The sequence below is a fragment of the Lacticaseibacillus nasuensis JCM 17158 genome (genome assembly GCF_001434705.1).
GTDB classification, from domain to species: domain Bacteria; phylum Bacillota; class Bacilli; order Lactobacillales; family Lactobacillaceae; genus Lacticaseibacillus; species Lacticaseibacillus nasuensis.
This window is the reverse complement of the sequence record NZ_AZDJ01000030.1, coordinates 287,832-310,724: the sequence shown is the minus strand read 5'-3', so window position 1 is coordinate 310,724 and position 22,893 is coordinate 287,832. Positions and strand designations below refer to the sequence as shown.

The 22,893-nt window shown below is 58.6% G+C and carries 20 protein-coding genes; 16 read left to right on the top strand and 4 right to left on the bottom strand.

Annotated features, from left to right (window positions below; translation table 11 throughout):
- Window positions 1-8: 8 nt before the first annotated feature.
- Window positions 9-905 (top strand): helix-turn-helix domain-containing protein, encoded by an 897-nt coding sequence (locus FD02_RS08800; RefSeq protein ID WP_056951818.1) that lies wholly within the window; start codon window positions 9-11, stop codon window positions 903-905.
- 34 nt (window positions 906-939) lie between these two features.
- Here the strand turns inward: FD02_RS08800 and FD02_RS08795 are convergent, their stop codons facing one another.
- Window positions 940-1,230: a GNAT family N-acetyltransferase gene (locus tag FD02_RS08795; protein WP_054723746.1), complete on the bottom strand. Its 291-nt coding sequence runs from the start codon at window positions 1,228-1,230 to the stop codon at window positions 940-942.
- 153 nt (window positions 1,231-1,383) lie between these two features.
- On the opposite strand from FD02_RS08795, the gene FD02_RS08790 reads away from it, so the two are divergent.
- The 3 genes from FD02_RS08790 (at window position 1,384) to FD02_RS08780 (ending at window position 4,641) form a co-directional block, all read left to right on the top strand.
- Window positions 1,384-1,923 carry a dCTP deaminase/dUTPase family protein gene (locus FD02_RS08790; RefSeq protein ID WP_056951816.1) on the top strand — a complete coding sequence of 180 codons (540 nt, stop codon included), beginning with the start codon at window positions 1,384-1,386 and terminating at the stop codon, window positions 1,921-1,923.
- A 136-nt stretch (window positions 1,924-2,059) separates the two neighbouring features.
- Window positions 2,060-3,442, top strand: coding sequence for a DNA repair protein RadA (radA, locus tag FD02_RS08785; protein ID WP_056951809.1), 1,383 nt, complete (start codon window positions 2,060-2,062; stop codon window positions 3,440-3,442).
- Window positions 3,443-3,456: 14 nt separating this feature from the next.
- Window positions 3,457-4,641, top strand: coding sequence for a PIN/TRAM domain-containing protein (locus FD02_RS08780; RefSeq protein WP_056951807.1), 1,185 nt, complete (start codon window positions 3,457-3,459; stop codon window positions 4,639-4,641).
- Between the two features lie 456 nt (window positions 4,642-5,097).
- Here FD02_RS08780 and FD02_RS08775 read toward each other — a convergent pair whose 3' ends face one another.
- Window positions 5,098-5,463, bottom strand: a complete 366-nt coding sequence (locus FD02_RS08775) for a hypothetical protein (RefSeq protein ID WP_156408283.1) — start codon at window positions 5,461-5,463, stop codon at window positions 5,098-5,100.
- A gap of 975 nt (window positions 5,464-6,438) precedes the next feature.
- Between FD02_RS08775 and FD02_RS08770 the strand changes: the two genes are divergently transcribed.
- Window positions 6,439-7,038 (top strand): TetR/AcrR family transcriptional regulator, encoded by a 600-nt coding sequence (locus tag FD02_RS08770; RefSeq protein WP_054723122.1) that lies wholly within the window; start codon window positions 6,439-6,441, stop codon window positions 7,036-7,038.
- A 76-nt stretch (window positions 7,039-7,114) separates the two neighbouring features.
- Window positions 7,115-7,837: a hypothetical protein gene (locus FD02_RS08765; RefSeq protein WP_054723121.1), complete on the top strand. Its 723-nt coding sequence runs from the start codon at window positions 7,115-7,117 to the stop codon at window positions 7,835-7,837.
- Window positions 7,838-7,871: 34 nt separating this feature from the next.
- Here FD02_RS08765 and FD02_RS08760 read toward each other — a convergent pair whose 3' ends face one another.
- Window positions 7,872-9,491 carry an ATP-binding cassette domain-containing protein gene (locus FD02_RS08760; RefSeq protein WP_056951803.1) on the bottom strand — a complete coding sequence of 540 codons (1,620 nt, stop codon included), beginning with the start codon at window positions 9,489-9,491 and terminating at the stop codon, window positions 7,872-7,874.
- Window positions 9,492-9,558: 67 nt separating this feature from the next.
- Here FD02_RS08760 and FD02_RS08755 point away from each other — a divergent pair, with 67 nt between their 5' ends.
- The 8 genes from FD02_RS08755 to FD02_RS08720 all read left to right on the top strand — a co-directional run bounded on the left by FD02_RS08755 (window position 9,559) and on the right by FD02_RS08720 (window position 18,295).
- The gene (locus FD02_RS08755) at window positions 9,559-10,485 is read left to right on the top strand and encodes a helix-turn-helix domain-containing protein (RefSeq protein WP_056951801.1); all 927 of its coding nucleotides are present in this window, start codon (window positions 9,559-9,561) and stop codon (window positions 10,483-10,485) included.
- A gap of 127 nt (window positions 10,486-10,612) precedes the next feature.
- Window positions 10,613-12,097, top strand: coding sequence for a glutamate--tRNA ligase (gene gltX / locus FD02_RS08750; protein ID WP_056951800.1), 1,485 nt, complete (start codon window positions 10,613-10,615; stop codon window positions 12,095-12,097).
- A 441-nt stretch (window positions 12,098-12,538) separates the two neighbouring features.
- Window positions 12,539-14,302 (top strand): DNA helicase RecQ, encoded by a 1,764-nt coding sequence (gene recQ, locus FD02_RS08745; RefSeq protein WP_420805085.1) that lies wholly within the window; start codon window positions 12,539-12,541, stop codon window positions 14,300-14,302.
- 64 nt (window positions 14,303-14,366) lie between these two features.
- The gene (cysS, locus tag FD02_RS08740; protein ID WP_056951796.1) at window positions 14,367-15,776 is read left to right on the top strand and encodes a cysteine--tRNA ligase; all 1,410 of its coding nucleotides are present in this window, start codon (window positions 14,367-14,369) and stop codon (window positions 15,774-15,776) included.
- Window positions 15,766-16,191, top strand: coding sequence for a Mini-ribonuclease 3 (locus tag FD02_RS08735; protein WP_056951794.1), 426 nt, complete (start codon window positions 15,766-15,768; stop codon window positions 16,189-16,191). The genes cysS and FD02_RS08735 overlap by 11 nt, the downstream gene beginning before the upstream one ends.
- The gene (gene rlmB, locus FD02_RS08730; RefSeq protein ID WP_082603367.1) at window positions 16,166-17,038 is read left to right on the top strand and encodes a 23S rRNA (guanosine(2251)-2'-O)-methyltransferase RlmB; all 873 of its coding nucleotides are present in this window, start codon (window positions 16,166-16,168) and stop codon (window positions 17,036-17,038) included. Before FD02_RS08735 ends, rlmB begins: the two co-directional genes overlap by 26 nt.
- Window positions 17,035-17,607, top strand: a complete 573-nt coding sequence (locus tag FD02_RS08725; protein WP_054723116.1) for an NYN domain-containing protein — start codon at window positions 17,035-17,037, stop codon at window positions 17,605-17,607. The genes rlmB and FD02_RS08725 overlap by 4 nt, the downstream gene beginning before the upstream one ends.
- A 109-nt stretch (window positions 17,608-17,716) precedes the next feature.
- Complete coding sequence (locus FD02_RS08720; RefSeq protein ID WP_235806704.1) at window positions 17,717-18,295, top strand: hypothetical protein; 579 nt, start codon at window positions 17,717-17,719, stop codon at window positions 18,293-18,295.
- A 59-nt stretch (window positions 18,296-18,354) separates the two neighbouring features.
- Here the strand turns inward: FD02_RS08720 and fba are convergent, their stop codons facing one another.
- The gene (fba, locus tag FD02_RS08715; protein WP_054723114.1) at window positions 18,355-19,236 is read right to left on the bottom strand and encodes a class II fructose-1,6-bisphosphate aldolase; all 882 of its coding nucleotides are present in this window, start codon (window positions 19,234-19,236) and stop codon (window positions 18,355-18,357) included.
- Window positions 19,237-19,530: 294 nt separating this feature from the next.
- On the opposite strand from fba, the gene FD02_RS08710 reads away from it, so the two are divergent.
- The gene (locus FD02_RS08710) at window positions 19,531-20,547 is read left to right on the top strand and encodes a glycosyltransferase (protein WP_056951789.1); all 1,017 of its coding nucleotides are present in this window, start codon (window positions 19,531-19,533) and stop codon (window positions 20,545-20,547) included.
- Window positions 20,548-20,558: 11 nt separating this feature from the next.
- Window positions 20,559-22,886, top strand: a complete 2,328-nt coding sequence (locus FD02_RS08705; protein ID WP_056951788.1) for a preprotein translocase subunit SecA — start codon at window positions 20,559-20,561, stop codon at window positions 22,884-22,886.
- Window positions 22,887-22,893: the final 7 nt, after the last annotated feature.

The following is a 22,893-nucleotide window of genomic DNA, read 5'->3' as shown; positions in this document are numbered from 1 at the left end:
GGACGCGCATGGCAGTCGATTTCAAAGCGGTGGGGCATTATTTTGAACAGTTACGCACCGACAAGCACCTGTCGCGCCAGCAGTTGGCCAACAGCCTGGGCTGGTCGGAAAAAACCTTGCAGCGCATCGAGCTTGGCCAAGTCGACATGAAGCTCAGCCAATTCGTCGCGTATCTCGATTACCTCACGGCGTCTGCGGCGACGGCCGTGGCGTTGACGGCACCGCCGACCGCCGCGCCGGAATATGTCGACGACAAACTGGTCGCCGCGCAGGCCGCCGGCAACGACGCCGCGTTGGCCGCGCTGGAAAATGCGCTGCGGGCCTTTACCGGCCGCGCCGTGATGCCTTGGGTGCACCACGAACTGGCGGCGTTGGCCTTGGCCCGCGCCGAACTCGCCGGAAATCTGCGGCAGGCGACGGCGGTGGCGCGCCGGTTATTCAAGGCGTACCTGCAATACGATCAGCTGACGCCTTTTGACTACCGCATCGTGGCGCGCCTGATTCGCTATCAGCCTTACGCCGAATTGCGCGGCCTGTATCCCGCGGCTGCGCTTGGGCAAAATCATTTTCGCTGGCTGGCGGCCGGGAGCTTGGCGGCGCCGGTGCAAGATGCCATCTACCGCGGGCTATTCGACAGCGCGCTGGCCAGTGGCGACGTGGCGGCGGTGCAAGAGGCGTGCACGATGATTCAAGCGCGACCCGTGGCGGCGGAGAATCTGCATTTTCAGGTGGCCCAGCGCGAGGCGACGGCGATGCTGGCCACGCTGGCTGGCGATGTGGCCGGCGGTGAGCGTCAGCTGAATCAGGTGATGCAGGCGCTGACGATGCTGTTACCCGAGGCGGCGGCCAAGCGGCTCACCGCGGGGATGAGGCGCCGGTGGCAACAAGTCTTGCATCTGCAATAAAAATGGCGCGCCAAGTGGGCGCGCCATTTTGGCGTTAATCTTCTGGCACCGGGCGCAAGACGCCGGCGTATTCGGGCTTGGTGTCGAATTCGTGGCGGGCGAAGGTGCACAGCGGCTCGATTTTCTTCCCCGTGGCGCGTGCCTCGTTGACGACGGCGGCCACGAGTTGACCGGCGACGCCTTGGCCGCGCAGCGACGGGTCGACGAAGGTGTGATCGATGACGACGTTTTGGCCGTCGTCGATGGGTTGGTAGGTGACCTCGGCAATCAACGTGCCGGCGTCATCCTCGAGAAAGTAGCGACCGGGTGCATGTTGGAATTCCATGGCGGGACCTCCTTTAGCTTACCCAAAATGTAACAGGTTTCGCCAAACCAGGCAAGATAAACAAACGCAAGGATTTGTCAAGAATCGCGCGACTCATGTTTTCGGGGGCGGCCGCGTGGTAAGATGGAGCTTAGCAAATTATTGGAGGACACCATGAAAACCCGCGGCTTTGAAATTGTTTCTACCTATATGAATGACGGCATCACCTTACCCGAGCGGCAAACCAAGAACGCGGCCGGCTACGACTTTTTTGCCCGCGAAGACTTCGTGCTCAAAAGCATCTGGCGCTACGACTTCATTCGCCTGTTTCGCCTGATTAAAAACGAGCACCCGCTGACCCAAGAGGACTTCACGCGCGCCAACAAGACGCTGAAGCCGCTGTTGGTGCCCACCGGCGTGAAGGCGTACATGCAAGACAACGAGGTCTTGATTCTGGCCAATCGCTCCAGCAATCCGCTGAAGCGCGGGCTGGTCGTGCCGAACGGGATTGGCGTTATCGATGCGGATTACTATGACAATCCGAGCAACGAAGGCGAAATCTTCATTCAAATGGTCAACTGGGGCCCCAAGGACGTCGTGATCCAAAAAGGCGAGCGCATCGGCCAAGGCATCTTCATGCCGTATTTACTGGCAGACGGCGACCACGCCAGCGGTGAACGCCAAGCGGGGTTTGGCTCGACAGGTCGAGCGTAAGGGGGCGCGGTTAACGGGCGTCGCGGAGCGCGCTCAGGCCGCGTCAGCCCCGGGCTTTGGGGCTGGGGTGGCCGGAGTCGCTCCGCCTAGCCCGTTGCGCCACCGCCCACACACATATATATAGAAAGGAAACATCATGCCAAAAGCCAAAACGCGCTACGTGTGCCAGAACTGCGGCTATGTCTCGGCGACTTACCTCGGTCGCTGCCCGAATTGCGGCGGCTGGAACACGCTGGTCGAAGAAGTCGAAACCGCCACGGTCGCCGTGGCGCATCGCCAAACTGCTGCGCCAACCACCACGAGCACCGGCGATCGCGTCCGGCCGCAACATATGAACACCGTCAGTGTGCAAAAAGAAACGCGCGTGAAAACCAGCCTCGATGAACTCAACCGGGTGCTCGGCGGCGGCGTCGTGCCGGGTTCGTTGATTTTAATCGGCGGCGACCCGGGCATCGGCAAGTCGACGCTGTTGCTGCAGGTTTCCGGGCAGCTGGCCGATCACGGCAAGGTGCTGTACGTGTCCGGTGAAGAAAGTGCCAGCCAAATCAAGATGCGCGCCGATCGCCTCGGCGTCGGCGATTCGGGGATGTATTTGTACCCGGAAACCGACATGCCCAGCATCCAGCAGGCCATCGACGACATGCACCCGGATTATGTGGTCATCGATTCCGTGCAGACGATGAACGTGCCGGACATGAACTCTGCGGTCGGCAGCGTCGGTCAGATTCGCGAGGTCACCGCCGAGCTGATGCGAATCGCTAAGACGAATACCATTACGATTTTTATCGTCGGGCATGTCACGAAGGAAGGTGCCATCGCCGGGCCGAAGATTCTCGAGCACATGGTGGACACGGTGTTGTACTTTGAAGGCGACATGCACCACACCTTCCGGATTCTGCGCTCGGTGAAAAATCGCTTCGGGCCGACCAACGAAATCGGCATTTTTGAAATGCACCAAACCGGGCTCGAGGAAGTCGCCAATCCTAGCGAGTTGTTCCTCGATGAGCGGTTGGCCGGCGCCAGCGGTAGCGCGGTGGTCGTGTCGATGGAAGGCACGCGACCGATTCTCGTGGAGATTCAGGCGCTGATGACGCCGACGCAATACGGCAACGCCAAGCGCACCAGTAGCGGCATCGACCACAACCGCGTCAGCTTGCTAATCGCGGTGCTGGAAAAACGCGCCAACTTAATGCTGCAAAATCAAGACGCGTACCTCAAGGCCACCGGCGGCGTGCGGCTAGACGAGCCGGCCATCGATTTGGCCATTGCGATGGCCATCGCCAGCTCGTATCGCGACACCGAGATTCCCCCGACGGATTGTTTTGTCGGTGAAATCGGGTTGACCGGCGAGGTGCGGCGCGTCAATCGTATCGAGGACCGCATCAAGGAAGCCGCCAAGCTGGGCTTTAAGCGGATTTACGTGCCGAAGAATAACCTGCAGGGCTGGACCAGTCATGCTAAGATTGAGGTGGTTGGGGTCAGCAGCATCGCTGAGGCCTTGACGCGCGTCTTTAATTAGAAAGGAGGGACACTATGCAAAAACGAGTGATTTTATTGATTTTCGCTTTTATCGGCATCGGGTTCGGGCTCGGCGCCATGCCTGCGCTGTGGGATTTGTTGAACATGAGCGGCATCGCCTGGCTGAACAATCCGCTGGTCGATGGCCTGATTGGCGTCGTGATTTTCCTGGCGTTGGCGGAGCTGGCTGCCGGCTGGATCATGGCCCGGTTAAAACAAGCGGAAACTTTTTTAACCAATCAATCGCCGAGTTATTTGCTGTTCGGTAGTCTCGCGACCATCATTGGCTTATTGTTAGCTGCCATTATTTCGATTCCACTGTATAATTTTCCGCGGCCGTGGAGTCCGTTGCTACCGATTATTCTCATGATTTTGTTTGGCTACCTTGGCTTTCGCGTCGGCACCACGCGGCGCGACGAGTGGCGCAAGCTGCTGGGGGCCCGCACCAAAAGCAAGGAGGTCCCGGTGGCCGGGGACATGTTGGAGCGGCGCGCTGATGATAATTTCCGCAAGTACAAGCTGCTCGACACCTCCGTCATCATCGACGGGCGGGTGCAGGCCATCGCCAAAACGGGCTTCATCGAAGGGACGCTGATGGTGCCGACGTTTGTCGTGCACGAGCTGCAGCTGATTTCCGATTCGGCCGACGCCTTGAAGCGCGGGCGCGGCCGGCGCGGGCTGGATATTTTGAACGCCATGAAGGAAGACCCGGAGATCCAAGTCGAAATGTACGACGGGGACTTCGAGGACATGACCGAAGTCGACAGCAAGCTCTTGAAGTTGGCCAAGCTGCTCGACGCTACCGTCATGACCAATGACTATAACCTCAACAAGGTCGCCCAGTTTCAAAACGTGCCGGTGCTAAACATTAACGAGCTGGCCAACGCGCTAAAGCCGGAGGTCTTGCCTGGCGAAGGCATGACCGTCACCGTGATCAAGGCCGGCACCGAGCGGCAGCAAGGCGTCGCATACTTGGAAGACGGGACCATGGTCGTCGTCGAAGAAGGCCAGTTTTACATGAACCAGCCGCTGCAGGTCGTGGTGACAAGTGCCTTGCAAACAGCGGCGGGCCGGATGATCTTTGCCAAGCCGGCGCACCAAACGCGGTCGCTGCGCGAGAAGCCTGAGCCGACCGGCAAGGAATCGGCCGCGCCAAAGGGCAATGCTTCTGGCAACAAGCCGCGAGGAAAACGTAAATAATTTTTTGGATCGAGATTGGCGCCGGCGAAGGTCGGCGCTTTTTGTGTGGACCGGGGATGTGACGCGTGACGCGTCAGATCGGGGGTTAGTTGCTAGATTGTGATAATTTTGCGGCGGTGATCCACACCTCCTGGGGATGATCCGTTGGGAAGTATACCGAGATGTGACGCGTTGTGCGTCAGATTGAGGATAAGGAGGAAAGCACGCACACGAGTTGTGGATGATTCATGGCTTACGCCTAGCAACTAGGGAGAATGGTGAGGCGATTTTTGCCAGAATCTGACGCGTCGTGCGTCAAATCCGGGGAAATGGTCGCACTGCAACGTTGGGCGGGTGATGCCGATTGGAAACATTGCTTACTGGTGTATGGGTAGCGATGGCGGGATCCACAAGGAGACAAAAAAGGCGTTGATTGGAAGGCCCCAACCAACGCCGTAACTTGTTGCCAATCTTTGGTTAAGCGCGGGAGTAACTTGTCCACAACGCGAGGACCACCGTGACAATGGCCAAACCGCTAAAGCTCGGGCCAACCTGGTCAATTGCGTAACCGGCGATAACAAGTAGCACCAGTAGCAAGGACGAGATTTGAAGCGACCGGCGGCGGTTAAAGATGCCGAGGCTAACCACGCCCAGCAGCAAGAGGCCAATCAGTGTATTGATCACGTAAAGCCCTTTGGCGCCCGTCACAAATTCTACACTGGTCACGGCATCAAACCCAAAGGCGCTGATGACACCGTTGAGGAAAAAGATTAAGGCCGTGCCGATACCGAGAATTGAATAAAGGACCTTGAGCACAATGGTCATGCGTGGATTTAGTCGCATTTATCACACCCTGATCCGTCCGCGACTTTTGTCAGTCCGCGGGCAGGTACGCCTTTCATTATTGTTGAACTCGGTGCTAGTCTCTCATGGATAAAATACAAAAGCAAATCAAGTTAAGCCGCGATGATTCAGTGGTTACCCACAGATACTGGCAAGTGGCGGAGGAAAATTGGGACAAGTCCGACGCGTCACGCGTCGGATTGGGGATAACTGCGAAGGAGGTCAAGCAATTTCGGTAGGCTTTACTGGACACTCACAACAACTGAGGATAACTATGAGGAGAATTTGCCAGAATGTGACGCGTCACGCGTCACATCGAGGACAAGTCTCGAGTTCGGAAGCAAATTGTGTGCTGTCATCATAGTTAGGTTACGGGGGGGAAAAAAACTGAAGCTGCCACCTCAGCGATCTGACGCTTCACGCGTCGGATTGGGGATAAGTGGGAAGTAGGTCAAGCAATTTCGGCAGGCTTTACCGGATACGCACAACTACTGGGGAAAACTGTGGCGGAGAATCTGCCGGAATGTGACGCGTCACGCGTCAGATTGGGGATAAGTGGGAAGCAGGTCAAGCAATTCGGCAGGCTTTACCGGATACGCACAACTACTGGGGACAACTGTGGCGGAGAATCTGCAGGAATGTGACGCGTTACGCGTCAGATTGGGGATAAGTGGGAAGCAGGTCAAGCAATTTCGGCAGGCTTTCCCGGCTACGCACAACGACTGGGGACAACTGTGGTGGAGAATCTGCCGGAATGTGACGCGTCACGCGTCACATCGAAGACCAGCCCCAACTTCGGAAGCAAAGTGTGCCCTGTCATCACGGTTAAGTCGCGTTCACTGGGGATAACTGAAGCACGCCGTCATCGCGATCTGACGCATCACGCGTCACATCTCACTTCGGCATCAAAATAGTTGCCGAATACCGCTTTCGTGCGTATGCTTGGGCCAGCTTTTTCGCAGAAAGGAGCACGCCATGTTAGCCAAGGAAGCGCAGCGCAAGCGGCGGCAGGCAATGCGGCAAGCCGCCCGCCAATTATTGCTCACTGAGCCCTATGATGCGGTCACTTACACGGCGATTGCCGAGGCGGCTGGCTTTACCCGCAACAGCGCACCGCACATTTATTCCAGCAAGGCCGAGTTATTTGCCGCGTTGTATCGCCACGAATACGATCGGTGGGCGACCGCATTCGTGGCCATGGTGACCGATTCCACGCAAGCGCCAGCGGCGTGGTTGCAGGATTCGTTGAAGCACGATGGGGTGTTATTCCGGTTGGCACCGCTGCTCGAACCCCTGGTGTTGGCCGAGCTGCGGGTGCCGGTGGTGGCGAGTTTTCGCCAGTACCGGTTTCAATTGGAGCGCAAGTTGAGTGCGCGGTTGGACGATCTGCGAGACAAAACGGTGCAAGGCGCCGGCGCCCAGTTGATTACGCACACCTTGTGGACGTTGAGCTGGATTTACCAACGGCGCCACGGCACGGCGGCCGAGGCCAACGCCGCCGCGGTCGCCCGCCAATATGAGCTGGCTCTGCGCCGCGTGGTGGCAGAAATTACCAAAATTCGCCCGCCGCGGTAACGAAGAATCGCACCAGCCAGTCGGGTTTTCTGTGGTATTATGTGGCCAGCCAATCTCATGACCAAAGGAGCAGTCAATGCCGCAATCAACGCCACCCACCACCGAAGCGTTAGTCACCATGTTAAGACGTCGCCTGCGCGACCCGCGGGTATTTCGCTATTTGGTGCGCAACACCGATACCAAGCGCGTGGCGGTCGCCATCAACCTTGTGTTATGGCTCATTGTGGCCATTGTTTTTACCGTGAGTGCCCCCGATACGATGTATTTGCGATCGCCTGCCGAGTCGCTATTTGCAGTTGTGTGCTGGTTGGTCGTGGCCGGCTCCTTGGTGGCCGAAGCGTGGTGGGCGCTTACCGCGCGCCACGACTTTCAGGCGTTTTTCGCGCAGGTCAGCGCGCACCCAGAAGAGATTCATGTGGCGCAAACGCTGCGCATCAACTCGCGCTTTGTGATGGTGTATTGCCAGCCTGCAGGCGCTCAGCCGGTGGCAGACGTGCTGGCCGGCTTGGGCGGCGACGACTTGCGCAATTGGCAGATTTATAGCCTCAGCGGGCCCAACGACCGCGACTATGATGGGCAGCAAACGACGCCGATGATCAACGAAAAGCGGATGCGGGAGTTGCTCACGGCGCGCGTGCCGATTACGGTGCTCGATTTCATGCCGATGTCCCCAAAAGACCACGTAAATTTCCTGTGGCCGACAGCAGATGCTGGTGATTGCGTCGTGCTCGTCGGGCCGGCGGGGACGAAGCGTTACGTGATGAATAAGCCTATAACTACGCTTGCCTTGGTGCGGTAATCGCCGGTCGGCCTGCGCAAAAGTGAGTCGGCCATCAGGACTGAATGACCGGGGATGCATTAACCGAGTCAGAAGCATTTGCCGCTTTTGGCTCGGTTTTTGGTGCCAACGCAATCACGCGGTCATAGCGGTTGATGAGGTCAGACGAGACATGATGTTCAACCTCAATCAAGGTTCCGGGAAAGGCTAAGAACAAGTCAGCAAGTTTCGTTGCACTGGCCGCATCGAGACCACTTAGCCCCTCATCAACGAGTAACACCTGTCGCTTAGCAAGAATCGCCCTGGCGACTTCCAGTCGCTTAAGTTCCCCGCCGGAAAGCGGGCGCTGAGTTGTGCCAAGGGTGAGATTCAAATGCGTTTGAAATCTGGCCAATCCGACCGCGGTCAAGGCATCAATCAGCTCACGATCGGTGATGGGGCGGCCAAGTGCCAAGTTAAATCGGAGGCTCGCATGGAATAGAAACGGGGATTGCGCGACCACAGCAACGTGCTGCTGCCAATTCGGGAGACCAAAGGCCAATTCGCCGCCAAGGCTGGGCAACACGCCTGCCAGTGTTGCCAGCAGAGTTGATTTGCCACTGCCGGAGGCGCCGCGGATTAACACGCGTTCACCCGAATGAATCGTAAAGGTGAGTGGAGTGGTTAAGGGCTGATTATAGCCAAATTCAACTTGGCTGAATTGAATGAGCGCAGCATCGGTGGTGCGCGCAATTGTTGGCGGTAGGGTGTTAGACGGTGCCTGCATGATTTGCATAAGCAGTGGCTTGGCCGCAAGCAATTGATTGGTGTATTGCACAATGCTGATGAGCGGTGACGTCACGCGATCGGCGGCGGAATTCAGCGTTAACAAGCCACCAATAGTCAAGTGGCCCTGCATGATGAACCAGGCTCCGATTGCGAGGGGCAGAATAAATGTGAGTGAGTACAGCAGTGAGACCAGGTTACCTGCCATTGATTGGTGAAGATTCATTTTAAAATATTCGCGTTCGGTGTGTGCAAGTTGGGTGGATAGCCGACTGAGCAGAGGTTGCTCTAGTTGGTAAGTATGCGCTAGTGGTCTGGCTGCAAGGGTTTCTTCAAGTAGATCGGTGTATTGCTGGTTGGCAGTCTGCCAATCGCTGGTACTGCGCTGTAACCAGTTGGTTGTCAGGTGAGGAATCATCCCCGGCACCAGTCCTAAGGCGACAAATAGCAGTCCCAACTGCCAATTGCTGCCAAGGATGAAGGCCAATGTCAAGCCGCCTTGTAACAGACAATACAGAATCATTGCTAACGAGTCGGTGACGCCGGTTTCGATTTGTTTGACCTCGTTAAAAATCATCGCGGTGAAGTGGGGGGTGCCGACTGCAGTTTGGGCAGGCGCATAGGCGGTGGCCGCGATGCGTTGGCGCAAGTCGAAGTTGATGGCTTGACGCAGTTGCCCGCGAGTATAAGCAAAACCAAGACTACCGGCGACAATCACCAGCGTTGCCAGCCCCCAACCGCCGAGTAACGTTAGGCCAAATGAAAGCTTGCGCGCCACCATGGCATCGGTAAAATGGCCAATCACGTAAGGTTGAACGATACCATCAAGGCTAGTGATGGCACCGGTTGCGAGTAGCCCAATCAGCAGTTTGAGATGCGGGCCATAGAGTTGACGGATTTGAGTAAGCATCAGTCAGTCCCCCTTTTCGTCTTCACGATAAGCGGTTAAACTAAGAGCGGAAGGGGAGGTGACACAAGTGGCACATGAGATTGGCGAGGTGCTCAGACAACTGCGCAGGGTCAGGGGCTTAACGCAAGCCGAATTGTATACTGGAGTGCTTTCGGCGAGGCAGGCCATTCGCGTTGAAAATGGCACCAGCGAGTTAAAAGCACGGGATCTGATTCCAATCTTGGCCAGACTGGGGCTGACGCCAAATGAGTTTCAAGCCCAATTGTCCAATAATCTGTCCTTCAAGCCGTTAACGGCTCCAGAAATTCTGGCTGGCCAAGCGGTCTTGCGCAAATTGAGCCGCTGGGTGGATTGGGCGCTGACATCTGCAGAAATCGCTGCGCTGAAGCATTACGCCCTTGCCGCTTCAGCATTGTCGATTCAGGAAATCTTGCAGATGCAGCTGGCCAGCACTCGTCTTGATCCGGTTTCTGGTGCGATCGTACGCAAGCGCTTAGTGCGGGATCTCCAGGTTTATCAGGATGCGCCAGGCTATCGCGAGGCTATGTTCAGCCTGATCACCAATAATGCCTACAGTGAAGCCTTTGCCGGTCATGTGGTTGCGGCCAAAGCCGCTTTTGATCAGGCCCATCAGTATGTTCACGACGGCTATGCCGCGTTACAGTTGGTGTTTAACCAAGCCTTGTTAGCCGACTCACCAGCGGGGGCGTTGTATCAAGAGACTGAGCCGTTTGTTTTTGGTGTATGGCGGCTGGGTGAACGCCACTTGGCAGATGGGTTGATTGACAATCGCCGCCATATTTTGATGGGAAGAAAAATTCATCCACGATGGTTGCCTGAAGAAATTGGTGCATTGGCGCGGCTGAACGCCTCTGCACCGCCGGCAGCTTTGCCGGAGGCCGGCCTCGACTGGGCGAGTTTCCCGGGACTGCGGGAGGCATTGGGCACGCATTCGTTAACTGATTACCTGCAAGCCGAGCCAAAGCTGGGATAACCATGAAGACTCGTTGTCTCGATGTAGCGAGTGGAGCGGGTTTTGCTTAGCGGCCGGCGTCGCAACTGGGCTTTTTTTATGCTAAACTAGCCACTGTATGCATTAATTCAATATGGAGGCGTCAAGATTGACAGAGCGACCAATTCGGGTGCGGTATGCACCAAGTCCTACGGGGCATTTACACATCGGCAACGCGCGGACGGCATTATTTAACTACCTGTTCGCCCGCCACAACAACGGGACCATGGTGTTGCGCATTGAAGACACGGATACTAAGCGCAACATCGCCGATGGGGAAAAGAGTCAAATCGAAAACCTGCACTGGCTGGGCATCGATTGGGATGAAGGTCCAGACAAGGGCGGCGACTTCGGTCCGTACCGTCAGTCGGAACGCCGCGAGATTTATGACAAATATATTCAGCAGCTGGTGGCGGAAGGCAAGGCCTACGAGTCTTACAAAACCGAAGAGGAACTCGAAGCCGATCGCGCCGCGCAAAAAGCTAACCACGAAATGCCACATTATGTTTATGAATATGAAGGCATGAGTGAGGAGCAGAAGCAGGCCAAAATCGCTGAGGCCAAGGCCAAGGGGTTGGAGCCGGTCATTCGCTTCCACATTCCTACGGACAAAACTTACGAGTGGAACGACATCGTCAAGGGTGACATCAGCATCGAAGGCAACACGATTGGCGGCGACTTCGTCATCATGAAGCGCGACGGCATGCCGACCTACAACTTTGCCGTGGTCATCGATGACCACTTGATGGAAATCACCCACGTGCTGCGCGGGGATGACCACATCGCCAACACCCCGAAGCAAATGGCGATTTACGAAGCGCTCGGCTGGGAGCCACCGGTGTTCGGCCACATGACGCTGATCATCAACGGCGCCACGGGCAAGAAGCTGTCCAAGCGCGACGAGTCCGTCTTGCAGTTCATCGAGCAATACCGCGAGTTGGGCTACCTGCCAAACGCGATGTTCAACTTCATCACCTTGCTCGGCTGGTCGCCGAAGGGTGAAGACGAAATTTTCACGAAAAAAGAATTCATCAAACTCTTCGACGAGCATCGCCTCAGCAAGTCGCCGGCGCGCTTCGACCAAAAGAAGCTCGAGTGGGTCAACAACCAATACGTCAAGCAAAGCGATCCGAACTTGCTGACGGCGCTGGCGCTGGACAACCTGATCGAAGCCGGCCGCATCCCGGCCGATCCGGATCCGAAGACCGTGGAATGGGCGCGGCAAATGATTTCGCTGTACATTCCGCAAATGAGTTACACGGCGCAAATCACCGACCTGTCGAGCATTTTCTTCGACAAGCGGGCAGACATCACCGATGCCGAGCGCGCCGAGTTGGTCGACGACAACGCCAAAACGGTGATCGACGCGGTGGCCAAGAACCTTGCCGCCTTGCCAACCTGGTCGGCGTACTTCATCAACCAAGCCGTATACCAGGTGCGTGTGGCGACCGGCGTCAAGGGCCGCAAGCTCTACATGCCGATTCGCATCGCCGCGACCTTGCACATGCACGGGCCACAGCTGGCGGAAACGATGGAATTAATTGGGCGTGACGAGGTCATGGCCAACATCAAAAAGGTCCAAGCCGGACTGTAATGCTTGCCCACAAGGGACGATGGCTCAGTCATCGTCCCTTTGCGTTGCCCGGTTTTTAGGCGGAACAATTGCTCGGGGGAATGTGCCTGCCACGCGTAATCTCCTGATGTGGTAATCACCAGGGAAAACTCGTAAAATGGAATGATGACTAGTTGGCGGGGGCGGGCAGCTTAATCGTGCTCGCCGGGGCAAGGGGTTGCACACAAGTCCACCTGGCACTCGAAGCGCAAAAACCGCGCTTCAAGCACCAGGCGGCGCTTGTGCTCCACCCCTTACCCGCCCCGGCTCACAACTTAATCGTGCTCGCCGGGGCAAGAAGCTGCACGTAGGACCACCTAGCACTCGAAAGGCAAAACCCGCCTTTCAAGCACTAGGCGGCGCCTACGCTCCGCTTCTTACCCGCCCCGGCTCGCAACTTGTAATCAATAGGAGGCATCAGTGATGGATTCTCAGGCGACGACGATTCTCAAGGAGAAATTCGGTTATGATGACTTTCGTCCCGGGCAGGCGAAGGCGATTGACCGTGTCTTAAACGGCGAGAATACGTTGGTGCTGATGCCCACTGGCGGCGGCAAGTCGCTGTGTTATCAGGTGCCGGCGCTGTTGTTGCCTGGCGTGACGGTAGTGGTGTCGCCGCTAATTGCCTTAATGAAGGATCAAGTCGATGCGCTGAATGAAAATGGCATCGCCGCGACGTTTATCAATAGTACAATCACGTATCAAGAAATGGCGCACCGCCTCGATATGGCCGCTGCCGGTGAGGTGAAGTTGCTGTACCTGGCACCGGAGCGCCTCGATAATCCGGAATTCGTTCAACAACTCGGTGAGCTGAACATTTCGTTGCTGGCCATCGATGAGGCGCACTGTATCTCGCAGTGGGGCCACGATTTTCGGCCGAGCTATCTGAATCTGCAAACCATCGCCGGCCAGCTGCCGAGCCACCCGGCGGTGATTGCCTTGACCGCCACGGCGACGAGCCGCGTGGCCGATGATATTTGTGCGCGGCTGGCGATTCCCGACGCCGGCGTGGTCAGCACCGGCTTTGCCCGTAGCAATCTGAGCTTTCAGGTCGTGCGTGACCAAGACAAGGACACGTATTTGCTGGAGTACCTCAAGCTCAATCCCGATCATAGCGGCATTATTTATTGCAGCACCCGCAAGGAAGTCGAGCGCCTGGCGAATTTGCTGGCGAAGCACCACTATACCGTGGCCCATTACCACGGCGGGATGAGCGACGCCGAACGCGCGGCCAACCAAGAAGATTTTCTTTTCGACCGCAAGCCAATCATGGTGGCCACCAACGCGTTTGGCATGGGCATCGACAAAAGTAACGTGCGCTTCGTGATTCACGCCCAGGCCCCCGGCGACCTCGAGTCCTATTACCAAGAGGCGGGCCGTGCCGGCCGTGACGGCCTGGACTCCGACGCGATCTTGCTGTTTGCGCCGAAGGACCTGCAGATCCAGCGCTTTTTCATCGACCAAAGCGACGGGGACGACGATTACCGGCAAAAACAATACAGCAAGCTGGAGACGATGCGCCAATACGGCAACACCGGCGAATGCTTGCAGCAATTCATTCTGCGTTACTTCGGTGAGGCCAGCCAGCCCTGCGGCCGCTGCAGCAATTGCCGCGATACGCGCGAATACGTCGACGTCACGGAATCGGCGCAGAAGGTCTTGTCTTGCGTCGTGCGCATGCGCAGCCGCTTCGGCAAGGGCGTGGTCGCCAGCGTCTTGGCCGGCGCCAATAACGAGCGCATCCGCCAGTCGCACCTGGCCGACTTACCGACGTATGGCTTGTTAAGCAGTTGGCGGCAAAAAGACATCACCGGCTTCATCGACTTTCTCACCGCGGCCGGCTATTTGCAGCCAGCTGCCGGGCAATACCCGACGCTGCACGTGACGGCCACCGGCGCGGCGGTGTTGCGCGGCGAAGCCAGCGTCCGGCGCAAGCAGGCGGCCAAGGCGCGGCAAAGTCTGCCGGTGGACGACGGCTTGTTCCAGCAGTTGCGCGAATTGCGCACCAACTTGGCCGAGAAGCAGGGCCTGCCGCCATACATGATTTTCTCGGACCAGACGTTGCGCGACCTGGCCAGCTCCAAGCCGACGGACCGCGTGGCGATGCTGGCGGTCAAAGGCATTGGCCAAAACAAGCTAGACAAGTACGGCGACGAGTTTCTTGCCGTGTTGAACGCGGCAGGTTAGCGTTTCGCCGCGTTATCGCGTATCATGAACATATTGATGACCACGGTTCAATAAAGGACGATAAATGCTCACACTATACAATACTTTGACCCGCCAAAAAGAGGTCTTTAAGCCGATCGTGCCCGGTGAAATCCACATGTATGTCTGCGGCCCGACGGTGTATAACTACATTCATATCGGCAATGGCCGCAGCGCGATTGCCTTCGACACGATTCGCCGTTACTTCGAGTACCGCGGCTACAAGGTCGACTATGTCTCAAACTTCACCGACGTCGACGACAAGATTATCAAGGCCGCCCATGAATCTGGCGAGGCGCCACTTGAGCTCGCCCAGCGCTTCATCGACGCGTTCCTGGCAGACACCGCCGCCATCGGCATTGAGCCGGCCACGGTCAACCCCCGCGCCAGCCAAATGATTCCCGAAATCATCGACTTCGTGCAGGTGTTGGTCGCTAAGGGTTACGCGTATGCGGCTGCCGGCGACGTGTATTTTCGCGCGCGCAAGGCCAAGAATTACGGCGCACTGGCCAACAAGCACATCGACGAGCTGGAGCAAGGCGCCAGCCAGCACGTCACCGAAGCGGAAACCGCCCGCAAGGAAGATCCCATCGATTTTGCCTTGTGGAAGGCGGCCAAGCCCGGCGAAATCAGCTGGGATTCGCCGTGGGGCGCCGGCCGGCCGGGGTGGCACATTGAATGCTCCGTGATGAGCACGCATTACCTCGGCGACACCATCGACATTCACGGCGGCGGCGCGGACCTCGAGTTCCCGCACCACGAGAACGAAATCGCGCAAAGCGAGGCCAAAACCGGCAAGCATTTTGTCAACTACTGGCTGCACAACGGCTTCGTCACGGTCGGCGACAACGACGAGAAAATGAGTAAGAGTCTCGGCAACTTCGTCACGGTGCACGATTTATTGAAGACCGTCGATCCGATGGTGTTGCGCTTCTTCATGGCCAGCGTCCAATACCGCAAGCCGATTCGCTACGCGCAAAGCGGGCTGGATGACGCCGCGCGCAGCCTCGAGCGCCTGCAAACGGCCTACACCAACGCCGGCTTCCGCCTGCAGTCGGCCGAACCGGGCACTGACGCCGCCATCACCACGCAGCTGGCTCAGCTGAAAGACCGCTTCATCGCCGCGATGGATGATGACATCAACGTCGCCAACGGCCTCACCGTCGTCTACGACCTCAGCAAGCTGATCAACGATTACATCGCCGGCGACACCGTGCACGCCGATTCCCTGCAAGCCATGATGACCACCTTGCATGATTGGGTGCAAATTTTCGGCGTACCGCTGCAAGGCGCCGGCTTGCTGGCCGCCGACATCGAGGACCTGATTGCCAAGCGCAACGCCGCGCGCGCCGCGAAGGATTTCGCCACCAGCGACGCGATTCGCGATCAACTCGCCGCTCAAGGCATCACATTGGAAGACACGCCACAAGGAACGAGGTGGAAGCGTGCAGACTGATCCGCAACAATTGAACGGCATCGCCTTGGCCTACCTGGGCGACGCCGTGTATGAAGTCTTTATCCGCGAGCACTTGTTGGCGCGCGGCCTCGTGCGCCCGGCGCAGCTGCAAAAAGCCGCCACCGCTTTTGTTTCCGCCAAGGCGCAAGCCGCCTTGATCTCGGGGATGGAAGCCGCGGCCTTGCTGACGGACACCGAGTGGGACTATTACCGGCGCGGGCGCAACGCGAAAAGTTACACCCACGCCAAGCACACCGACGTCGTGACCTACCGCGTGTCCACCGGCTTCGAGGCGCTGTTCGGCTACTTGAAACTGGCTGGCAATACCGCCCGCGTGGCGGAGTTGGCCGCCTGGTGCATCGCGTATGTCGAGGAAGGAAAAACTGGCCATGGCCAAACAATCAAAGCTCAATAATCGCCGCGGCAAACCCGCGGATGCGCGCCGTCTGCAGCCAACCAAGCGCGTGAAGTCGACGGCCCCAACCGACCGCCGCAGCGCGCCGACCGATGATGAACATGCCGACGAATTCGTTTTCGGCCGGCACGCGGTGGCAGAGGCGTTGCGCGAAGAAGGCGCCAGCACCATCAACAAGCTGTTCGTCCAAAGCGGCCTGACCAGCGAACCCGTCGAAGCAATTCTGGCCAGCGCGAAGAAAAAGAAAATTCTCGTTTCTAGCGTGCCGAAAACCAAGCTCGATTTACTCAGCGACGGCGGCAACCACCAAGGCGTCCTCGTGGCGATGGCCCCGTATGCCTACGCGACGATCGACGACTTGTTTGCTAACGCCGAAGCGGCCGGCCAGGACCCGTTTTTCCTGGTACTCGACAACCTCGAGGATCCGCACAACCTGGGCTCCATTCTGCGGACTGCCGATGCGGTGGGCGTACACGGCATCATCATTCCCAAGCATCGCGCGGTGGGGCTGACCGGGACGGTGGCGAAGCTGTCCACCGGTGCCATTGAGCACGTGCCCGTGGCCCGGGTGACTAACCTCACCAGCACCATCAAATTGCTGAAGGACCGCGGCATGTGGGTCTTCGGCACGGCAATGAACGGGCAGGATTTTCGCCAGTGGGATGCCCACGGCGCCGTGGCGTTGGTCATCGGCAACGAAGGCAAGGGCATTAGCCCCGGCGTCGCCAAGCAAATGGATGCGACTTTAACCATTCCGATGGTCGGCCATGTCCAAAGCCTGAACGCCAGCGTCGCCGCCGGAATTTTAATGTATCAGGCCTTCACTAGCCGCGAGGCAGTCAAATGAGGCGGCACATCTTAATTGTCGATGCGTATAACGTCATCGGCAACTGGCCGGAACTGGCCAAGCTGAAGGCGGCCGGGCACCTCGATGCCGCGCGGGACAGCCTCTTGCGCACGCTGGCGGAGTACCGCGCCCACGAGCAGGCCGACATGATTGTCGTGTTCGACGCGATGTATGTGCCGGGCATTACGCAAAAATACGACCAATGGGACATGCGCATCGTCTGGACCCAGCAGGACCAAACCGCCGACAGTTACATCGAGCGCCTGGCGCAGGAGTACAACACGCCGCTGAATCAACTGACGGTGGTGACCAGCGACCAAGCCGAGCAGTGGACCGTGTTTTCCCGCGGGGCGTTGCGGATTTCTAGCCGCGAGTTCGGCCAGGAGATTCGCCGTTCGCAGCGCGAGTTTGACCGCGACACCCACACGCGGGTGTCCACCCAGCCGACGCGCAATAATCCGTGGGACGACACCCAGCTGCGCCAATTGCGCCGCATCCAGCGGCACTTGACCCGCGGCAACTCGGGGCATCGCCACTGCGAATCGGATCAGCATCAACGTTTGGAGTAAGACCGGCCGCGCCGGTCTTTTTTCGTGGCGCGGGCCCCGGCTTGATGGTGGTTTTCGGCGTCATCACGCGGCAACATGCTATGATGAAATTAACGAACAAAAAGGGGGAATGAAGATGGTCAAAATCACACCAAGCAATGTCAAGAAAGTGCTAGGCGGGGGCGCTAATGTCATCGCGGCATTAGGCACGATTTCTGGCGTGGTGGGCAACCAGGTCAAACAAAGCCTCGAGGATCACCACGAGCACCACAAGGACGACTTTCCGTTGCCGGACCTGCGCGAGGTGCCCCTGGCAGATGCCCAGCAGGTGCTGACCAACAACGAATTACTGTGGTCGCTGCTGCCGGTCGCGCCGGCCATCAAGTACGCCAGCGCTCAACCGAATGTGGTGTTGGCCACCGTGCCGAAACCCCGGGCGAAAATTGCGCCGCAGGGGTTCGTCAAGGTCTACTACGCCACCCCCGAGACCGTCGCCGCCAGCGCCGAGTTGCTGGCGGCCCAAGCCGCCCAGCGCCAAGCGAAAAAAGCCGTGCGGCAGGCGACGACCCACCGCCGCTTGCAAGCCGTGACCACCGGCGTCAAGCAGGTTCCAAAAGGCGCCAAGCGACTCATTGGCAAGGTGCACCTGCGCCGCAGCCAGCCGCAGCCGCCGGATCCAACCTCACCGACTGACGCAAAGCCGAAATGAAGCCACGAAAAAAACGACCAACGCTGCCGAAGCAACGCTGGTCGTTTTCGTTAAGCAAGTTAGATTTCTTCAGGAACCAGCTTAACCGGACGAGTACCCATCCAGCCGCAGATTTCCTTGAAGGTGTCGGTGATCGCTTGCGTACCAGGGGCGAGGAGCTTGCGAGGGTCGTAACCCTTGCCTTCTTGATCCTTGCCGGCGAGGATGTATTCGCGAGTCGCCTTGGCAAAGGCCAGCTGGCATTCCGTGTTGATGTTCAACTTGGAAATACCCATGGAGATGGCCTTTTCAACTTGGTCTTGCGGAATGCCGGAGCCGCCGTGAAGAACCAGTGGCAGGTCAACGGCGTCGGCGATTTCTTGCAGACGGTCGAAGTGCAGGCCCTTCCAGTTGGCTGGGTATTGGCCGTGGATGTTCCCGATGCCGGCAGCTAAGAAGTCGATGCCGGTGGCAGCTAACGTCTTAGCTTCTTCAACGGAGGCTAATTCGCCTTCGCCGACAACACCGTCTTCTTCACCACCGATGGAGCCGACTTCGGCTTCAACGGAAATGCCCTTGCTGTGCGCAAGCTTAACGATTTCCTTGGTCTTCTCAACGTTTTCTTCGAACGGCAAATCATGGCCGTCGAACATCACGGAGTTGTAACCAGCGGCAATCGCTTCCTTCGCTGCTTCAAAGTCACCGTGGTCGAGGTGGATGACTACTGGAACAGTGATGGCCATCGATTTCACAGTTGCTTCGATCAACTGCTTGCACAGTTCATAGCCGCCCATGTACTTTGCAGCGCCCATGGAAGTTTGGATCAAAACAGGAACGTTCAGTTCTTGAGCGCCCTTCAGGATCGCGCGGGTCCATTCGAGGTTGTTGGTGTTGAACGCGCCAATCGCGTAGTGACCCTTGCGAGCAGCTTGAAACAATTCTGTGCCGTGTACTAATGGCATAAGTGTGGTTCCTCCTAAGCAAAACAGATTTTTTACAGTTTTCATTCTACCATACATTTTCCGAAAGGGGATAAGATTTGCGTGAGAACGTCACCGCCGCATCCACGCAGAAACCGGGCTGACGCCACGCCGCGCCGGGCTTGGCGGCGCGGTGAAACCAAAGCGCGGCGCCGCCAAGTTTTGGGTATCGTAACCAACCCTTAATCTGTCGTCAACGCTTGCTATGCTATACTTAAAGATACTAGCCAAGTGCGCGCAAATGGCGGGTTTGCGGCTTGGCATGCGGAGGAAAATATGAACTACGTCATTTCACCCTTGCAGGCACCGACCGATCAGGCGGTGGTCAAACCAAAACAAGACGTGTCGCATTTTCTCGCGGAGATCGGTTTTCGCGAGCTGTTTTTGTCGCGTTACGTCAACTATAACGACGAGAATTGGCGCTCGGAGATTCTCGGCATGATCAGCACCGTGCGCCGCGGCGACGTCGTGATTTACCAGACGCCGACCTACGCGGTGCCGGAAGTCGAAGCGGCGGTGGTGGAGCTGGTGCACAACCAGCAGGCCAAGCTCGTCGCCTTCGTCCACGACGTCGAATACCTGCGCTTCCCGCAGTGGTATGACGCCAGCAACAATTTGCAGTTTCTCAAGTCCTTTGACGCCTTGATCGTCGGCACCAAGGCCATTGCCGAACGCCTGCGCCAAGACGGCGTCGACATTCCCATGATTCCAAGCGGCCCGTGGGCGTACCAGCAGCCGATTGCCTACCGCACGCCGCAGTTTTCCCACACGCTACATTACGCCGGCAACCTGGTGGACTGGAAGGCCGGCTTTTTGCAAAACGTCGACCCGACCTTGCACATCAAGGTTTACGGCTCCGCAGACGGCGAGCCGAACCTGCCGGTGCAACCGGCGGCCAGCGTCGAGCTGTTGGGGTCCTACCATCAAGAGGAGCTGGGGTTAGCCTTAAACGACGGCTTTGGGTTGATTTGGGACGCGGATCGTTACGACCACTTCGCCGATTACAGCAAGCTGTGCATGTCCCACAAGTTCAGCTTGTACCTGTCGTTGGGCCTGCCCATCGTGACTTATGCCGACAGTGCCATCGGCCAGTACGTCAAGGACAACGGGCTCGGGCTGGTGGTCGATTCGCTACAGGCCTTGCCGGCGGCGCTGGCGGCTGTTGATGAGGCCCAATACGCCGCGTTAGTCGATCGCATCAAACCGTTTAGCGACTTGATTCGCCACGGCCGGCACAACCAGCTGGCCGCCTTGCAGGCCGTGTTGGCCGTGTCACACGCCTTACCGTTTTAGTTGGAGGAAACATGCGAACACATTCGGCGCGCCATTATCGGCGCTTAGTCCAAACCATCCAAGCTGAAGCAACGCGGTTCGCCGACCAAACCGACGCCGAGCTGCGCACCGCTAGCGCCACGCTGCGCAACCAGGTGCGCGCCGGCCAGTCGCTGGCCGATTCATTGGTGACCGCCTACGCCTTAGTCGTCGCTGCCGCGCCGCGCGTGTTGCACCAAACGCCGCGCGCCAACCAGATTCTGGCGGCGGTGGCCATGGCCGACGGGCGCATCAGCGACCTCGCCGCCGGGGAAGGCAAGACGTTAGCGGCCACCATGCCGTTGTTTTTGCATGGCCTGGCCGGCAACGGTAACTTCTTGATCACCGCCAGCGACTACTTGGCCGCGCGCGACTTTGCGGCTTTGGGCGACTTGTATCGTTTCTTGGGCCTGTCCGTCGCCTGCGCCGTCAACCGCGCCGGCGGGGTGGACAAGCCGACGATTTACGCCGCGGACATCGTGTACACCACCAACCGCGCGCTGGGTTTCGACTACCTGTTGGACAACCTGGCCAGCGACGCCGCCGACCGCTTCTTGCCGCCGCTGCGGTTTGCCGTGCTCGATGAAGCCGACGCGCTGCTGCTCGACGACGCGCAAACGCCGCTGGTGCTCACCGGCCTGCCGCGGGTGCAGTCTAATTATTACGGCACCGCCAACCGGATGGTGCAGATGCTCGACGAGGGCCTGGACTTCAGCCGCAGCGCCGATCACCGCCGTGTCTGGTTTACGCCCACCGGCATTTTAACGATGCAAAAATTCTTCGGCGTGCCGGATCTGTTAGGCGACCAATGGCGGCCGTTGTATCGCCACTTGGTCTTGGCGCTGCGGGCGCATTACGCCTTTGAGCGCGACCGCGACTACCTGGTGATGGCCGGCGCCGTCGTGTTGATCGACCCGACGACCGGCCGTGAGCTCACCGGCGTGCAGGCGCAAGCCGGCCAGCACCAAGCCATCGAGGCCAAGGAACACCTGCCGTTAACCCCGGAGCTGCGGACGATGGCGGCGGTGACCTACCAGAACCTGTACGGTCAGTTTCACGAATTGGCCGGCATGGCTGGCACCGCCGCGTTAGGCGCGCGAGAGTTGCGCCAGCGCTACGGCCTGCGCGTGTTCCGCGTCCCCACCGCGCAACCCGTACAGCGCAGGACGAATCCGGATCAGCTTTACGTGACCGTGAGCGCGGCAATTGCCGCCGCGGCAGCAACCGTCGCCACCGCCCACGCGCAGCACCGGCCAGTCGTGATCCAAGCCGACTCGCCGGCGCAGGCGCAAACCTTTGCTCAGCAGTTGCTGGATGCTGCGATTCCGCATGTGCTGATTGCCACGCAAGCCGCGGCGCGCGCCGCGGTGCTGCTGAGCGCGGCCGGTCAACCCGATGCGGTGACGGTAGTGACCGGCAGTGCCGGGCGCGGCACCGCAATTCCGTTGGGGCCAGGCGTCGCCGAGCTCGGTGGGGTGCTCTTGATTATTCTGGCCCACCAATCCAGCCTCCGCGCCGACGTCCAGCTGCAGCAATGCGTCGCCCAGAACGGCGAGCCCGGTGAAACCCGGGTGTTTGCCAGCCTCAGCGACCGCGTGATGGTGGCGCAGGCGCCAAAATGGGTGGCGCGCTATGTTGCCACGCACGCCGACGACCAATCCCCGCTACCGGTGCGCGGCCGCTTCAAGCAGGCCTTGCGCCGCGCGCAAGCCAACGCGACGGCCGCCGCGCAGCGTGACCGCTTCAACACCCAGCAATACGGCGACGTCTTGCAGGAGCAGCGCACCGCCGTTTACGCGGCGCGCAACCGGATTTTGCGCCTGAAGACCCTCGATGAGCTGGCCGCCGCCACGAATCGCCGGGTGGCGGCGCATTACGCCGCCACGCACGACGCCGGCGACATGACGGGAATGTTGGATTTCATCTATCAATACATCGACCGCGACTTTGCCGCCGCCACCTTGGACGAGCAAAAAGTCGCCACGCCGGCTGCTACCTTGCAAACGCTGATGAGCGCGCAGCTGGATGAGCAACACGCCAAGTTGCCAGATTCGACGCAGTGGCAGGCCTTCTTGCACATGGCGGTATTAAAGGCGCTAGACGCCGCGTGGATCGACCAGGTGGACGACTTGCAGGCCTTGCAGGCGATGGGCCAAACCCGGCGGCGCGCCGGCCACGACGCGGTGGTGGAGTATCAACAAGCCGCGCGCCGGTCGTTTGCCCGCATGCGCGATTCCATGGCGCTGCAAGTGGCGCGCAACCTCTATTGCTCGGAGCTGGTCGTCGCTGAAGACGGCACCGTCGACGTGCAATTCCCTTGATCCGACA

What these genes read in the sequence shown, in the direction of transcription:
- FD02_RS08765 (WP_054723121.1), top strand. Translation starts at nt 7,115, where the DNA reads ATGCCGCAATCAACGCCACCCACCACCGAAGCGTTAGTCACCATGTTA.
- FD02_RS08710 (WP_056951789.1), top strand. Translation starts at nt 19,531, where the DNA reads ATGAACTACGTCATTTCACCCTTGCAGGCACCGACCGATCAGGCGGTG.
- rlmB (WP_082603367.1), top strand. Translation starts at nt 16,166, where the DNA reads ATGGCCAAACAATCAAAGCTCAATAATCGCCGCGGCAAACCCGCGGAT.
- FD02_RS08770 (WP_054723122.1), top strand. Translation starts at nt 6,439, where the DNA reads ATGTTAGCCAAGGAAGCGCAGCGCAAGCGGCGGCAGGCAATGCGGCAA.
- FD02_RS08775 (WP_156408283.1), bottom strand. Translation starts at nt 5,463, where the DNA reads ATGCGACTAAATCCACGCATGACCATTGTGCTCAAGGTCCTTTATTCA.
- FD02_RS08780 (WP_056951807.1), top strand. Translation starts at nt 3,457, where the DNA reads ATGCAAAAACGAGTGATTTTATTGATTTTCGCTTTTATCGGCATCGGG.
- FD02_RS08795 (WP_054723746.1), bottom strand. Translation starts at nt 1,230, where the DNA reads ATGGAATTCCAACATGCACCCGGTCGCTACTTTCTCGAGGATGACGCC.
- FD02_RS08725 (WP_054723116.1), top strand. Translation starts at nt 17,035, where the DNA reads ATGAGGCGGCACATCTTAATTGTCGATGCGTATAACGTCATCGGCAAC.
- FD02_RS08760 (WP_056951803.1), bottom strand. Translation starts at nt 9,491, where the DNA reads ATGCTTACTCAAATCCGTCAACTCTATGGCCCGCATCTCAAACTGCTG.
- recQ (WP_420805085.1), top strand. Translation starts at nt 12,539, where the DNA reads ATGGATTCTCAGGCGACGACGATTCTCAAGGAGAAATTCGGTTATGAT.
- fba (WP_054723114.1), bottom strand. Translation starts at nt 19,236, where the DNA reads ATGCCATTAGTACACGGCACAGAATTGTTTCAAGCTGCTCGCAAGGGT.
- FD02_RS08790 (WP_056951816.1), top strand. Translation starts at nt 1,384, where the DNA reads ATGAAAACCCGCGGCTTTGAAATTGTTTCTACCTATATGAATGACGGC.
- FD02_RS08800 (WP_056951818.1), top strand. Translation starts at nt 9, where the DNA reads ATGGCAGTCGATTTCAAAGCGGTGGGGCATTATTTTGAACAGTTACGC.
- radA (WP_056951809.1), top strand. Translation starts at nt 2,060, where the DNA reads ATGCCAAAAGCCAAAACGCGCTACGTGTGCCAGAACTGCGGCTATGTC.
- FD02_RS08705 (WP_056951788.1), top strand. Translation starts at nt 20,559, where the DNA reads ATGCGAACACATTCGGCGCGCCATTATCGGCGCTTAGTCCAAACCATC.
- cysS (WP_056951796.1), top strand. Translation starts at nt 14,367, where the DNA reads ATGCTCACACTATACAATACTTTGACCCGCCAAAAAGAGGTCTTTAAG.
- FD02_RS08720 (WP_235806704.1), top strand. Translation starts at nt 17,717, where the DNA reads ATGAAGATGGTCAAAATCACACCAAGCAATGTCAAGAAAGTGCTAGGC.